This is a genomic window from Kitasatospora sp. NPDC058184 (assembly GCF_042883725.1).
Classification (GTDB): Bacteria; Actinomycetota; Actinomycetes; order Streptomycetales; family Streptomycetaceae; genus Kitasatospora.
Genome location: NZ_JBHVVE010000035.1, coordinates 39,762 through 52,088, shown reverse-complemented (window position 1 = coordinate 52,088; position 12,327 = coordinate 39,762). Strand labels below are relative to the sequence as shown.

Genomic DNA, 12,327 nt, shown 5'->3' with positions numbered 1-12,327 from the left:
TGCCGTCGACCGTCGCGACGGCCCTCCGGTCCGCCGGTCCGGCCCGCCGATCGGCGCGGCAGGCGGGCACCCCTCGCGGCAAGGGGGCTAACACCCGTACGGGGCGGGTGCTTTCCCCGTTCCGCTGGAGGGCCTGTCACTGACAGACTCCGGGGTATGTCCGCGCAGCCCGTGATGACGACCGAAGCGCCCGAAGCCCCCTCCTCCCGGTCCGGGAGCGGCGGCAGCGACTTCGCCCAGTTGACCCGCCGAATAGTCGACGAGGGCCTGCTCGACCGGCGCCCCGGCTACTACGCCGCCCGCATGGCCCTGGTGTTCGCCGCCTTCCTCGGCGGCTGGTACGCCCTGTTCGCGCTGGGCGACACCTGGTGGCAGCTCGGCCTGGCGGCGGCGATGTCCGTCGTCTTCGCCCAGATCGGCCTGCTCTCCCACGACCTGGCGCACCGTCAGGTCTTCGACCGGCGGGTGCCGAGCGAGATCGGCGGCCGGATCGCCGCCAACCTGCTGATGGGCATGAGCTACGGCTGGTGGATGAACAAGCACACCCGCCACCACGCCAACCCGAACCACGAGGAGCGGGACCCGGACGTCGCCCCCGAACTCCTGGTGTGGTCCCAGCGGCAGGCCCGGAAGGCGAGCGGCGTCGCCCGGTTCATCGGCCGCCGGCAGGCGTACCTGTTCGTGCCGCTGCTCCTGCTGGAGGGCCTCAACCTCAGCTTCAACAGCTTCCGCGCGCTGCGCGGGCCCGTGGTGAAGCGCCCGGTGCTGGAGGGCGTGCTGCTGGTGGTCCACTTCCTCGCCTACTTCGGCCTGGTGTTCGCCGCGCTCCCGGCCGGCAAGGCCGTCGCCTTCATCGCCGTGCACCAGGCGCTGTTCGGCGTCTACCTGGGCAGCGTCTTCGCCCCGAACCACAAGGGCATGCTGATGGTGACCCCGGAGATGAAGCTCGACTTCCTGCGCCGCCAGGTGCTCACCTCGCGCAACGTCCGCGGCGGGCTGCTCATCGACGCGGTGATGGGCGGCCTCAACTACCAGGTGGAGCACCACCTGTTCCCCAGCATGCCGACTCCGGCGCTCGGGCGGGCTGCCCGGATCACCCGGGAGTTCTGCGCCGAGAAGGGCGTCGCGTACTACGAGACGGGCCTGTTCCGCTCCTACCGGGAGATCTTCACCCATCTGCACCGGACGGGCGAGCCGATCCGCTCCGGCGGGTGACCGTCACGTCCGGCGGGTGACCGTCACGCCCTGGCGCCGGGATCCGTCGCCGGGACGGCCCTTCGGAGGCATCGCCCGTCCGCCGACGCGTTCGCGCCCGTACGATGCCCGAGCGGGGTGGGTGGAGACCGGGGGTGGGTGTGGTTCGGTTCTGGCTGAGGTGGGCGCTGATCGCGCTCCTGGGAGTGGCGGTCGTGTTCGGCGGCTGGGCCGGGTGGCGGTTCTACCGCGACACGGCCATTCCGGCCCCGCCGGACGTCCCGGGGGTGGCGCGGGCGCCGGAGACCGAGGAGGCCCGCCTGGCGGCCGAGCGGCGGATGGCCGACCGGATCGACCGGCTGCCCGAACTGCTGCCGTGGGCCCAGGGGTTGGGGCGGTCGACGGTCGACGTGTGCCGCACCGACTACCACGGCGGCCTGTTCCTCCGGGGGCTGTGGCTGCCGGTGGCCTGCGAGCGGACCGTGAACGTGTACCTGGCCTTCGACGGCGGCGACGTCCGCTCCCGGCTGGCCGATCTGGACCGGTACCTGGACGCCGAGGGCTGGCGGAGCTCGCAGCGGTGGAGCGGCCTGGTCGCGGCCGACGAGTACGCCCACCAGCCGCCCGCCGGCCCGACCCCGGAGGAGGTGGCGGAGGCGGCGGCCCGGCCGATCGCCCCGTCGGTGGAGTTCAGGCCGGCGACGGACGAGGCGGTGCGGACGGAGCTGGCCGTGAGCGTCTCCCGGCCGCCGGGCCCCGAACTCCTGACCTCCGGCGAGGACTACTGGTACGAGAAGTACGGCGGCCGGCGCTACCGGAACGACGAGGGGCAGCGGTCCGAGTACCTGGCCTGGCAGCCGGTGCGGCCGAGCGAGGTCACCGGGCCGGCCGAGGGCCGGTACGTGGCGGTCCTGGGCTTCACGACCAGGTACGCGGAGCAGCAGGAGGCGCCGTGAGGCCGGGAGCCGCCGTGGCCGGTCAGCCCGCCGTGCCGGGCGGCGGGGAGGGCGGCGGGGAGAGCGGCAGGGTGGCGGTGACCCGGAAGCCCGAGCGGTAGGGCGAGGCGGTCAGCTCGCCGCCGAACAGCGCGATCCGCTCGGCGAGTCCGAGCAGGCCGTGCCCGGTGGACAGTCCCCGGCGGGCCTCGGGGCGGCGGCCCGCGCCGTCGTCGACCACGTCGAGGGTCAGCACCTCGGACCAGCTGATCCGCACCGAGGCGTGGCTGCCGGCGCCGGAGTGCTTGATGATGTTGGTGACGGCCTCCTGGACCAGCCGGTAGGCCGTCAGGTCGACGCTGTCGTCGAGGTGGGCCGGGGTGCCGCGCACCTCCAGGTCGATCAGGATCCCGGCGCGTCGGGCGTCCTCCAGCAGCGGGCCCAGGTCGGCGAGCCCGTGGCGCCCGGTCCCGTCCGTCATGGGGACGTCGGCGGTGCGCAACAGCCGGAGCATGCGGCGCAGTTCGGCCATCGCGTTGCGGCCCAGTTCCTCGATGTCGCGGAGGGTGCCGGCCAGTCGGTCGGCGTCGGCGGGCGCGGTGCAGCGGGCGGTGTCGGCCTGCATGACGATGACGGCCACCGCGTTGGCCACGATGTCGTGCAACTCCCGGGCGATCTGGACGCGTTCACCGAGGACGGCCTGGCGGGCGCGCGCGAGTTCGCGCTGGTCGCGCTCGGCGGCGAGGGCGGCGGCCCGGACCCGGCGGCCGGCGCCCCAGGCGACGGCGGTGATCGGCAGGAAGTAGGCGATGCCGCTGACGAGGTACGACGTCCGACGGGAGGGAGGCACCGCCCCGTCGGCGACCGGGTACCAGATGGCCAGGGCGATCGGCAGGGCCGTCAGCACGAGGGCGGCGACGGAGGCGGGCCGGCCGCTCAGCCGGGCCGTCGTGTACAGCGCGAGCAGTACGCCGAAGAAGGGGGTGAAGGCGAAGCCGCTGTTCAGGGAGAGCAGGGCCGCGCCCACGGCAGCGGCCCAGACGACGGCGAACACCGCCTCCGGCCACCGTCGGCGGAAGGTCAGCGCGACGGCCTCCGGGACGGCGAACGCGGCCAGCAGCAGCTGGTCGCGGACGTTCGTCCCGGTCGCGAGCGGGGCCGCGTAGAAGAAGACGTCGGGGACGGTGACCGCCAGTGCCAGCGCGGCGTCCGCCGCCGTGACGGTCGGTGACCCCCGGCGGCGGACGCCGTCTGTCGCGACCTCCGTCACAACCGGAGTTCCCGGCAGCACGAGGTGTTCGAGCCGAGGCAGCACCAGTTGTCGTCGAACTCCCGGAACCCCTCCACCGGGATGTCGGACCACCACGGTTCCGGCGGGGTGGCGCGCTCCGGTGGACGGACCGGATAGCCGAGGGCGGCGTGGGCGGCCCACAGGTCGCCGTGGTACTGCCGCAGGGTGTCGTTGAGCCGGTCCCGGGTGACCTCCCCGGGGGCGGGCGCGTGCCGTGACGGCGTGAGCAGGGTCAGGAAGGCCGCCGCGCCGCGGACGTCGTCGGTGGCGAAGGCGGCCAGGCTGATGCCGGCCACGCGCAGGGCCTCGGTGCCGTCGCCCGGGTCGGGGGCGACGGTGATGCGGACGGCGAGGCTCTGCCACGGGTCGCCGACCGTGCGCGGCGGATCGGGCACCAGGAGAGTGCGGGGGCCGAGGAGGATGCCGTGGGCGAGGGCCGGACCAGCCTTCCCGTCCGACTCGACGTGGTGCACGGTGGCACCGACGGTGGGCGCGGGGATCGTCGATTCGCTCATGGTGGGGCTCCCGGAGGGGAGTGGGGGCTTTCACCCAGTGGTAGCGCGCCCCGTCCCGCGTCGCCTGCGGGGGATGACTGCTCGGGTGAGTGACCGAGCGGGGTCGGTCGCGGCCCCCGCGCGCGTCCCGCGGGCGGCCGCGAGGCCCCTCAGCCGCCGAAACCGGCCAGCAGCCCGCGCGGGTCGAAGGTCACCCGGATCCGGGTGATCCGCCCGCCCTCGACGTGCATCCAATTCGCCGTCGGCGCCGGCGGGGCGATGCTGGTGCGCAGCTCGAACCAGGTGATCACCTCGTCGCCCTCGGCCACCCGGACCTTCACGTCGATCTTCTCCAGCACCTGTCCGAGCCCCTTCAGCCCGGCCAGCGCCTCCTCCACCCCGGAGGCCGTCCCCAGCGCGCCGACGAAGTCGACGTCGTCGGCCAGCAGGCCCCGGACGGTCTCGAAGTCGCCCGCCTCCCAGGCGGTGAAGTAGGTCTCGGCAAGCTCACGCGCGGTCTTCGTCGTCGTCATGCCTCCATCTTCCCGAGCACCTCGTCCATCCGTCCAACAGATGGATCGGATGGAGTCCATCTCTTCTGGTTATGCCGCAGGGGTCCGGTCGCCTATCGTCGTCGCCCATGGAGATGCACCAGCTGCGCTACTTCGCCGCCGTGGTCGACGAGGGCACCTTCACCGCCGCGGCCGCCCGGCTGCACGTGAGCCAGTCCGGCGTCAGCACCCAAGTGGCCAAGCTGGAGCGCGAACTGGGCCAGCAGCTGCTCGACCGGACCGGCCGGCAGGTGCGCCTCACCCCGGTCGGCGAGGCGGTCCTCCCGCTGGCGAGGAACGCCCTGGCCACCCTCGACGCCATCCAGCACACCGCCGCCGAGTTCGCCGACGCCGTCCGCGGCCGGGTCCGGCTCGGCATGATCATGGGCTGCTCGATCCCGCCCTTCCTGGACACCGTCGCGGACCTCGGCCGCAGCCACCCCGGCATCGAACTCAGCCTGCACGAGGGGCACTCCGAGGACCTCCAGGCACAGGTCCTGGCCGGCTCCCTCGACCTGGCCCTGATCGGCTACACCGGCGAGGCCGCCCCGGGGCTGGAGGACACCGTCGTCGTCGACGAGCCGATCGCCGCCGTCGTCCCCGCCGGGCACCCCCTCGACCGGGCGCGGCTCCGCCTCGCCGACCTGCGCGGCGAGAAGGTCCTCTGCCTCCCCCCGGGCACCGGCCTGCGCGCCGCCTACCAGGACTCCTGCCGCCGACTCGGCCTCGATCCGCGGGTGGACATCGAGGCCAGCTCCCCGGCCGCCCTGCTCCGGCTCGCCGAGCGCGGCGCGGGCGTGGCCGTCCTCAGCGCCTCCTCCGCCACGGGCGCCGGGCTGCGGGCCGTCCCGCTGGCCGACGCCGCCACCTGCGCCCGGCTCGGGCTGGTCGTCCGCCGCGACCAGCAGTCCCCGGCGGTACGGCTGTTGCGCGCGAAGCTCGCCGCGGCGATGCGCCCGGCCTGAGCGCCGCCCGCCGCAGTGATGCGCCCGGCCTGAGCGCCGCCCGCCGCGCCGCGCCGTCCCCCCGTACCGGCGCGGGCGGGCCGGCGGGCCCGTCGACCGGAGCTCAGGCCTTCCAGTGCGGATCGCGCCCCGAGGCGGCCAGCGCGCGGTCCCACGCGGAGGCGTCCTCCGGCAGCGCCACCGACTCGGCGAAGCCCGCGTACCGGCGGTACAGCTCGGCGTTCTCCGCCACGATCTCCCCGGCCAGCAGGGCGAGCTCCTCGTCGACCCCGATGTGCCCGCCGGTCGCCCGGGCCACGTCCCAGCCGTGCAGCAGCAGCTCCAGGACCAGCATCCGGGCGATCCCGACCGCCGGTACCGGGGCGCCGCCGAGGTCGACGTCCCCCTCCCAGACGGCCGGGTCCGCCCAGGCCGCGACCGCGCGCTCCAGCTGGGCCGCGTAGCCGGAGCGCCAGTCGGCGTCGGCGGTGAAGTCCCGCGCGCCGAGCTCCTCGGGCAGTTCGACCCGCCGGGCCCGGTGCTCCAGGCCGTGCGAGGTGTAGAGCACCCAGTGGTTGATCAGCGCACGGGTGTCGAACTCCGGGCAGGGCGTCGGCGCGTCCAGGGGCTGGTCGGCCGGGACGGCGGTGGCGACAGCGGCGGCGGCGGAGGCGGCGCGGGCCAGGAGCGGGTGCATCGGGTGGGCGGTCATGGCGCCGATTCTGCGCGGGGCCGTACCGGCCGGTCTTGAAGAAACGCGACGGCTAGCCTGGCGGCATGGGCACGGACCCGCTGGACCCGTTGGAACCCCCGGACGCTCCCGGCCTCGGCCGCGGCGTGCTCCACCCCGCCCGGGCGGCGGAGCTGATCACCGTGGACCGGCTCGTCCCCGACCCGGCCGTGGCGCGGTTCGTCGAGTACTACTGGCTGGTCCGCTGGGACCTGCGCGGCCTGCCGCCGTACGAGCAGAAGGTGCTCGCCCACCCCAACGTCCACCTGGTCTTCGAGGCCCCGCGGGCGCGCGTGTACGGGGTGGACCGCTCGCTCTTCGTCCGCCGTCTGGAGGGCGCGGGGCACGTGCTGGGCGCGCGGTTCCGGGCCGGCGCCTTCCGCGCCCTCGCCGGGCACCCGGTGAGCGGTCTGGCCGACCGGTCAGTGCCCGCCGCCGAGTACTTCGGGCCCGGGGCCGACCGGTTCAACGCGGAGGTCCTCGGGGCGTCCGGTGACCCCGCGGCCCTCGCCGACGCCTTCCTCCGCCCCCGGCTGCCCGAGCCCGACCCGGTCGCCGCCGAGGTCGCCGCGATGGTGGACCGGATCACCGGCAGGCCGGACCTGTGCCGGGTGGACGCGCTGGCCGCCGAGCTGGGTCTGACGGTCCGCCGCCTCCAGCGCCTGTTCGCCGAGTACGTCGGCGCTTCCCCGAAGTGGGTGCTGCGCCGTGCCCGCCTCCACGAGGCCGCCGAACGCGCCGGGACGGACGGCGGGTTGGACCTGGCCGCGCTCGCCGCCGAGCTGGGGTACGCGGACCAGGCGCACCTCACCCGGGACTTCGCCGCCGCCGTCGGCGTGCCCCCGGCCCGCTACGCGGGGGCGGGTCAGGCTCCGAGGAAGCGCTGCAGCTCGTCCAGGACGTAGTTGGCCCCGGTGTACCCGATCCCCTGGAACCACAGCTGGTCGTCGACCGGGAACGCCCGGTGCCCCTTGACCGCCCCCAGCGCCTGCCAACCCGGGCTCGCCAGGGCGGCGTTGGCCCCGGACAGCTCCGGATCGCCGTACGTCGCGTAGAGCAGCAGGTCGCCGTCGGCCTTGGCGAGCTGGTCCGGCGGGATCTCGGTGTCGGACTGGTCGACGTTCTGCGCGTCCGGCCGGCCGACCTGGGCGTCGGCGAGCACCGTGCCGGGGAAGCTCTGCCGGCCGAACAGCCGGATGCCGCCGCCCTCCACGAACCGCACCAGGCTCACCTTGCGCCCGGACAGTTTCGCCGCCGCCAGCGCCTGGGCCACCTGCCCGGCGTGCTTCTGGTACGCGCCTGCGAAGGCCGCCGCGGCCGCCTCCCGGTTGAGCGCCTGGGCGTGCAGCTGGAAGTCGGCCTTCCACGGCGCCCCGGCGGTCTGGGTGAGCACGGTCGGGGCGATCTCGCGGAGCTGCTCGTAGCGGTCGCCGTCGCGGGTCTGGTTGGAGAGGATCAGGTCCGGCCGCAGCGCCCGTACGGTCGGCAGGTCGGGTGAGCCGGCCGGGCCGACCAGCCGGATCCCGGCCGTCCGGGAGGTCGGCCAGTACTCGGGGTAGCGGGTGTCGCGGGCCGGGAGCGCGGCGCCGACCGGGGTGATGCCGAGGGTCAGCGCGGAGTCGAGCACGTCGGTGTCCAGCACGACCACCCGCATCGGCGCGCCCGGCACCACGACGGGGCCGGTGGCGGCGTTCACCGTCACCGGCGGCACCGGGGTCGGGGACGGCGAGGCGCCGCCGGCGGGGCCGTCCGCGGTCGCCGGGGCCGGCCGCCGGGCGGCGGTGCAGCCGGTGGCCGCCGCGAGCGCGCCCGCGCCGAGGCCGGTGAGGAGGGTGCGGCGGGAGATCCGGGGCATCGGCGGTCCTCTGGCGGCGCGGTGGGGTCGGGGCGCCGTCGATTATGTCCGAAATGGCACCTAAAGTGCCGTTAAGCGCGGGCCGTCAGGCGCGAGTGGCGTCCGGGGCGAGCGCCGCCCACGGGGCGCCCGGCACGACCAGCGGCGTGCCGGTCACCGGGTCCGGCACCACCACCGAGTCCAGGCCGAACACCTCCCGCACCAGCTCGGCCGTCACCACGTCCCCGGGCGCGCCCTGCGCCACCACCCGGCCGTCCCGCATCGCCACCAGGTGGTCGGCGTACCGGGCGGCCTGGTTGAGGTCGTGCAGCACCGCGACGACGGTCCGGCCGCGCTCGACGTTCAGCCGGCGGACCAGGTCCAGCACCTCCACCTGGTGCGCGATGTCCAGGTAGGTGGTCGGCTCGTCCAGCAGCAGGATGTCGGTGCCCTGGGCGAGCGCCATCGCGATCCAGGCGCGCTGGCGCTGGCCGCCGGACAGCTCGTCCATGCTCCGCTCGGCCAGCTCGGCGGTGGAGGTGCGCTCCAGCGCCTCCGCGACCGCCGCCTCGTCCTCCGGCGACCACTGCTGCCACCAGCTCTGGTGCGGCTGGCGGCCGCGCGCGACCAGGTCCGCCACCGAGATGCCCTCGGGGGCGGACGGCGACTGCGGCAGCAGGCCGAGCCGCTGGGCGATCCGCTTGGTCGGGATCCGCGCCAGCTCCTCGCCGTCCAGCAGCACCGCGCCCCGGACCGGCTTCAGCAGCCGGCCGAGGGCCCGCAGCAGGGTCGACTTGCCGCACGCGTTCGGGCCGACGATCACCGTCACCCGCCCGTCCGGGACGGCCACGTCCAGGTCCTCGACGACCGTGCGCGCCTCGTAGGCCAGGGTGAGGCCCCGGGCCTCCAGGCGGTGTTCGGACATCAGGAACCTCCACGGCGGGATCGGATCAGCAGCCACATCAGGTACGGCGCGCCGACCAGGCCGGTCACCACGCCCACCGGCAGCTCCGTCGGAGCCAGCAGCCGTCGGGCGACCAGGTCGGCGAGGACCACCACCAGCGCGCCGGTCAGCGCCGAGCAGAACAGCGGGATCTGCGCCGAGCGGGCCAGCCGCAGTGCGATCTGCGGGGCCATCAGCGCGACGAAGTCCACCGGCCCGGCGGCCCCGGCCGCGCACGAGGCCAGCACGATGCCGAGCAGCGCCATGCCGAGGCGGATCCGGTCCAGGCGCAGGCCGAGGCCGACGGCGGTGGCGTCGTCGAAGGAGATCGACCGCTGGGCGCGGGCGGCCCACAGCGCGACCGGCACGGCGGCGAGCAGCACCCAGGCGAGCCAGTCGGCCTGGTCGTAGCCGGCGCCGTTCAGGCTGCCGGTCATCCAGACCTTGGCGGCCTGGGCCTGGAAGCCGTCGCCCTTGGTGAGGAAGACGGAGGTGAGCGAGGACAGCGCGACACTGATGCCGATGCCGATCAGCACGAAGCGCTGCGCGTGCAGGCCGCGCCGCCAGGCCAGCGCGTACACCAGCAGCCCGGCCACCAGGCCGCCGGCCACCGCCGCGTACGGGGCCTGGCCGGTCGAGCCGACCACGCCGTACGCCATCAGACCGACCACGGTCGCGGTCGCGCCCCAGGTCACGCCCACCACGTCGGGGCTGGCCAGCGGATTGCGGGCGACGGTCTGGATCAGCGCCCCGGCCAGCCCGAGCGCCAGGCCGACCAGCAGCCCGACCACCACCCGGGGCAGCCGGAACTCGCCGACCACCAGCTCGTGCGGGCTCGGCCGGCCGAGCACCACCTTGACCACCTCGGACGGCGCGACGGTGGACTCGCCCAGGCAGAGCGAGGCCACCACGGTCGCCGCCAGCGCCACCAGCAGCCCGACAGTGACGGCCAGCGAGCGCCGGTGCACCAGGAACGACGCCCGCCCGGCACGGACGACGGTGTAGCCGCGCAGCGAGACCTTGCGGGAGACGGATGCCGTGCCGGGGACGGAGCTCGTACCGGGGACGGAAGTCATGCCGCCACCACCTTGCGGCGGCGGACCAGGGCCACCAGCACCGGGACGCCGACCAGCGCCGTCATCACGCCCGCCGGGACCTCGGACGGCGGGAACAGGACCCGGCCGAGGGTGTCGGCGAGCAGCAGCAGCGCCGGGCCGAGGACGGCGGAGAAGGCGAGGATCCAGCGGTGGTCGGCGCCGGCCAGCGCGCGGGCCGCGTGCGGGACGGCGAGGCCGACGAAGGCGATCGGGCCGGCCGCCGCGACCGCCGAGCCGGTCAGGACGGTCGCGCCGAGCGCGCCGACCGCTCGGACCAGGCCGGTCTTGGCGCCCAGCCCCTTCGCGGTGTCGTCGCCGAGCGCCAGCGCGTCCAGTCCGCGCGCCACCGCGACCACCAGCACCGTGCCGACGGCCAGGAACGGCAGCAGCTGCCAGGCCACGTCCGAGGTCCGGCCGGAGAGCGAGCCGACGTGCCAGAAGCGGAACTGGTCCATGGTGGCCGCGTCGGTGGTCAGCACCAGGGTGTTGAGCGAGGCGATGAAGGCGGACGTCGCCGAGCCGGCCAGCGCCAGCTTGATCGGCGTGGCCCCGCCCCGGCCGCGACCGGCGAGCCCGTACACCAGCACGGTGGCGATCACCGCGCCGGCGAAGCCGAACCAGACGTACCCGGTGAGGGTGGAGACGCCGAAGCCGGAGATGGCGACCACCACGCCGGCCGCCGCGCCCTGGGAGACGCCGAGGATGCCGGGGTCGGCGATCGGGTTGCGGGTCAGGCCCTGCATGACGGCCCCGGCCAGGCCGAGCGCCGCGCCGACGGCCAGCCCGACGACGGTGCGCGGCACCCGCAGCTCGCGGACCACCACGGCGTTCGCGGTGTCGCCGCCGTGCAGCAGGGCGTCCAGCGTGTCGCCGAACGGGATGGTCCGGCTGCCGACCGCCAGGCTCAGCAGCACCGCGGCGGCCAGCACGACGAGTGCGGCGGCCAGCCACAGTATTCGGCGCCGCGGCGCGCGGTACGGCGCGCGGGGCGCACCGGGCGGTGCGCTGGTGTCGGTCATGGGCCCTCTCCGCTGACAACTCAGGCAAACCTAAGTTCCGCCGTGAAGCCCGGGCAAATCGCCTCGTGGCCCGGGGCACCCGTTGGGTAGCCTGGCGGCATGCCCGCGACCTCACCCGCCCCGCTCACCGTCGGCTTCGACCTCGACATGACGCTGCTGGACACCCGGCCGGGTATCCGCGCCACCTACCTGGCGCTCTCCGCCGAGACCGGCACCCCCATCGACGCCGACCTGGTGGTCACCCGGCTCGGCCCGCCGCTGCTGGACGAGATCCGCAACTGGTTCCCGGAGCACGAGGTGGAGCGGGCCGTCACCCGCTACCGCGAGCTCTACCGCGACCACGCCTTCGCCCCGACCGTGGCCCTGCCCGGCGCGCACGCCGCCGTCGAGGCGGTCCGCGCCCACGGCGGCCGGGTCGCGGTGATCACCGGCAAGTACGAGCCGAACGCCCGCCTCCACCTGGAGCACGCCGGGCTGGCCGCGGACACCGTGATCGGCGACCTGTGGGCGGAGACCAAGGGCGACGCGCTGCGCGAGCACGGCGCGAGCGTCTACGTCGGCGACCACCTCGGCGACATCCGGGGGGCCCGGCACGCCGACGCCCTCGCGGTCTGCGTGCCCACCGGCCCGTACAGCGCGCGGGAGCTCCACGAGGCGGGCGCGGACGTGGTGCTGGACGACCTCACCGGCTTCCCGGACTGGCTCGCCGGGCACCTGGCCGACCGCTAGACCCGGCGCCGGAGCAGGCCTACGGGCCTCAGGAGTCGGAGGGCCTCAGGACTCGACCGGCTCGATCCGGCGGCGCTGGGCCCGCGCGTTCAGCAGCAGTCCGGTCAGCGCGGCCAGGAAGCCGGCCGGCATCAGCATGCTCAGCCAGTACGCGGCCGTCGGCAGCGGCGTCAGGTGCAGGAACAGCGGGACGAAGGTGACCAGGGTGGCGAGCGCGCCGAGACCGAAGACGATCACCCCGGCCTTGACGTACACGTCGCCGGGGTCGGCGCTCTGGCTGCTCACGTCTGCTCACTCCTACGGGCCGGTCGGAACTGCCCCCAGTCTGGCAGAGCGGCCGCCAGGGAGGCCCACCGGAGCGGGCCGGTCACGTTGCGCAGTTTCCCGGCAGCTGAACGTTTTGATCCCTGTTGAGCGGGGGTATGCACGGGGTGCCGAGGGGCGCTACAGGTGCGCCCCGCGTCCTCAGACCCGGGGGTGTGAGCCGATGGACCGCGCGGAGCCGCGCCCCGGCCGTGCCAGTGCCGGGTCGCCCGTGACCGCGAGATCCCGTTCCCGCCGCCCCC

Annotated in this window: 14 protein-coding genes; 5 read left to right on the top strand and 9 right to left on the bottom strand. The window is 75.2% G+C overall.

The window, feature by feature from the left end; all coding sequences use genetic code 11:
* The first annotated feature begins 156 nt into the window (after positions 1-156).
* A complete protein-coding gene (locus ACFVXH_RS38710; RefSeq protein WP_079272734.1) occupies positions 157-1,215 on the top strand; it encodes an acyl-CoA desaturase in 1,059 nt (352 codons plus the stop codon).
* Positions 1,216-1,349: 134 nt separating this feature from the next.
* Positions 1,350-2,150 (top strand): hypothetical protein, encoded by an 801-nt coding sequence (locus ACFVXH_RS38705; RefSeq protein WP_387830861.1) that lies wholly within the window; start codon positions 1,350-1,352, stop codon positions 2,148-2,150.
* A gap of 22 nt (positions 2,151-2,172) precedes the next feature.
* Here ACFVXH_RS38705 and ACFVXH_RS38700 read toward each other — a convergent pair whose 3' ends face one another.
* From ACFVXH_RS38700 to ACFVXH_RS38690, 3 genes are all read right to left on the bottom strand, one after another.
* Positions 2,173-3,399 (bottom strand): sensor histidine kinase, encoded by a 1,227-nt coding sequence (locus tag ACFVXH_RS38700; protein ID WP_387830859.1) that lies wholly within the window; start codon positions 3,397-3,399, stop codon positions 2,173-2,175.
* On the bottom strand, positions 3,396-3,935 hold the full coding sequence (locus ACFVXH_RS38695; RefSeq protein ID WP_387830857.1) for a hypothetical protein: 540 nt from the start codon (positions 3,933-3,935) through the stop codon (positions 3,396-3,398). Before ACFVXH_RS38695 ends, ACFVXH_RS38700 begins: the two co-directional genes overlap by 4 nt.
* A gap of 149 nt (positions 3,936-4,084) precedes the next feature.
* Positions 4,085-4,447, bottom strand: a complete 363-nt coding sequence (locus tag ACFVXH_RS38690; protein WP_387830855.1) for a nuclear transport factor 2 family protein — start codon at positions 4,445-4,447, stop codon at positions 4,085-4,087.
* A gap of 107 nt (positions 4,448-4,554) precedes the next feature.
* On the opposite strand from ACFVXH_RS38690, the gene ACFVXH_RS38685 reads away from it, so the two are divergent.
* Entirely contained in the window at positions 4,555-5,430 is an 876-nt protein-coding gene (locus tag ACFVXH_RS38685; protein ID WP_380776396.1) for a LysR family transcriptional regulator, read from the top strand.
* A gap of 103 nt (positions 5,431-5,533) precedes the next feature.
* On the opposite strand, the gene ACFVXH_RS38680 is transcribed toward ACFVXH_RS38685, so the two are convergent.
* Entirely contained in the window at positions 5,534-6,121 is a 588-nt protein-coding gene (locus ACFVXH_RS38680; protein ID WP_387830853.1) for a TIGR03086 family metal-binding protein, read from the bottom strand.
* 65 nt (positions 6,122-6,186) lie between these two features.
* On the opposite strand from ACFVXH_RS38680, the gene ACFVXH_RS38675 reads away from it, so the two are divergent.
* Positions 6,187-7,044, top strand: coding sequence for a DUF6597 domain-containing transcriptional factor (locus tag ACFVXH_RS38675; RefSeq protein ID WP_387830851.1), 858 nt, complete (start codon positions 6,187-6,189; stop codon positions 7,042-7,044).
* On the opposite strand, the gene ACFVXH_RS38670 is transcribed toward ACFVXH_RS38675, so the two are convergent.
* The 4 genes from ACFVXH_RS38670 to ACFVXH_RS38655 form a co-directional block, all read right to left on the bottom strand.
* The gene (locus ACFVXH_RS38670) at positions 7,005-7,994 is read right to left on the bottom strand and encodes an ABC transporter substrate-binding protein (protein ID WP_375876447.1); all 990 of its coding nucleotides are present in this window, start codon (positions 7,992-7,994) and stop codon (positions 7,005-7,007) included. The genes ACFVXH_RS38675 and ACFVXH_RS38670 overlap by 40 nt on opposite strands.
* An 85-nt stretch (positions 7,995-8,079) precedes the next feature.
* On the bottom strand, positions 8,080-8,898 hold the full coding sequence (locus ACFVXH_RS38665; protein WP_074005463.1) for an ABC transporter ATP-binding protein: 819 nt from the start codon (positions 8,896-8,898) through the stop codon (positions 8,080-8,082).
* The gene (locus ACFVXH_RS38660) at positions 8,898-9,992 is read right to left on the bottom strand and encodes a FecCD family ABC transporter permease (RefSeq protein WP_375876448.1); all 1,095 of its coding nucleotides are present in this window, start codon (positions 9,990-9,992) and stop codon (positions 8,898-8,900) included. Before ACFVXH_RS38660 ends, ACFVXH_RS38665 begins: the two co-directional genes overlap by 1 nt.
* On the bottom strand, positions 9,989-11,032 hold the full coding sequence (locus ACFVXH_RS38655; RefSeq protein WP_049658474.1) for an iron ABC transporter permease: 1,044 nt from the start codon (positions 11,030-11,032) through the stop codon (positions 9,989-9,991). Before ACFVXH_RS38655 ends, ACFVXH_RS38660 begins: the two co-directional genes overlap by 4 nt.
* A gap of 99 nt (positions 11,033-11,131) precedes the next feature.
* Between ACFVXH_RS38655 and ACFVXH_RS38650 the strand changes: the two genes are divergently transcribed.
* A complete protein-coding gene (locus ACFVXH_RS38650; RefSeq protein ID WP_049658472.1) occupies positions 11,132-11,761 on the top strand; it encodes an HAD family hydrolase in 630 nt (209 codons plus the stop codon).
* 45 nt (positions 11,762-11,806) lie between these two features.
* On the opposite strand, the gene ACFVXH_RS38645 is transcribed toward ACFVXH_RS38650, so the two are convergent.
* A complete protein-coding gene (locus ACFVXH_RS38645) occupies positions 11,807-12,046 on the bottom strand; it encodes a hypothetical protein (RefSeq protein WP_049658468.1) in 240 nt (79 codons plus the stop codon).
* Positions 12,047-12,327 lie beyond the last annotated feature (281 nt).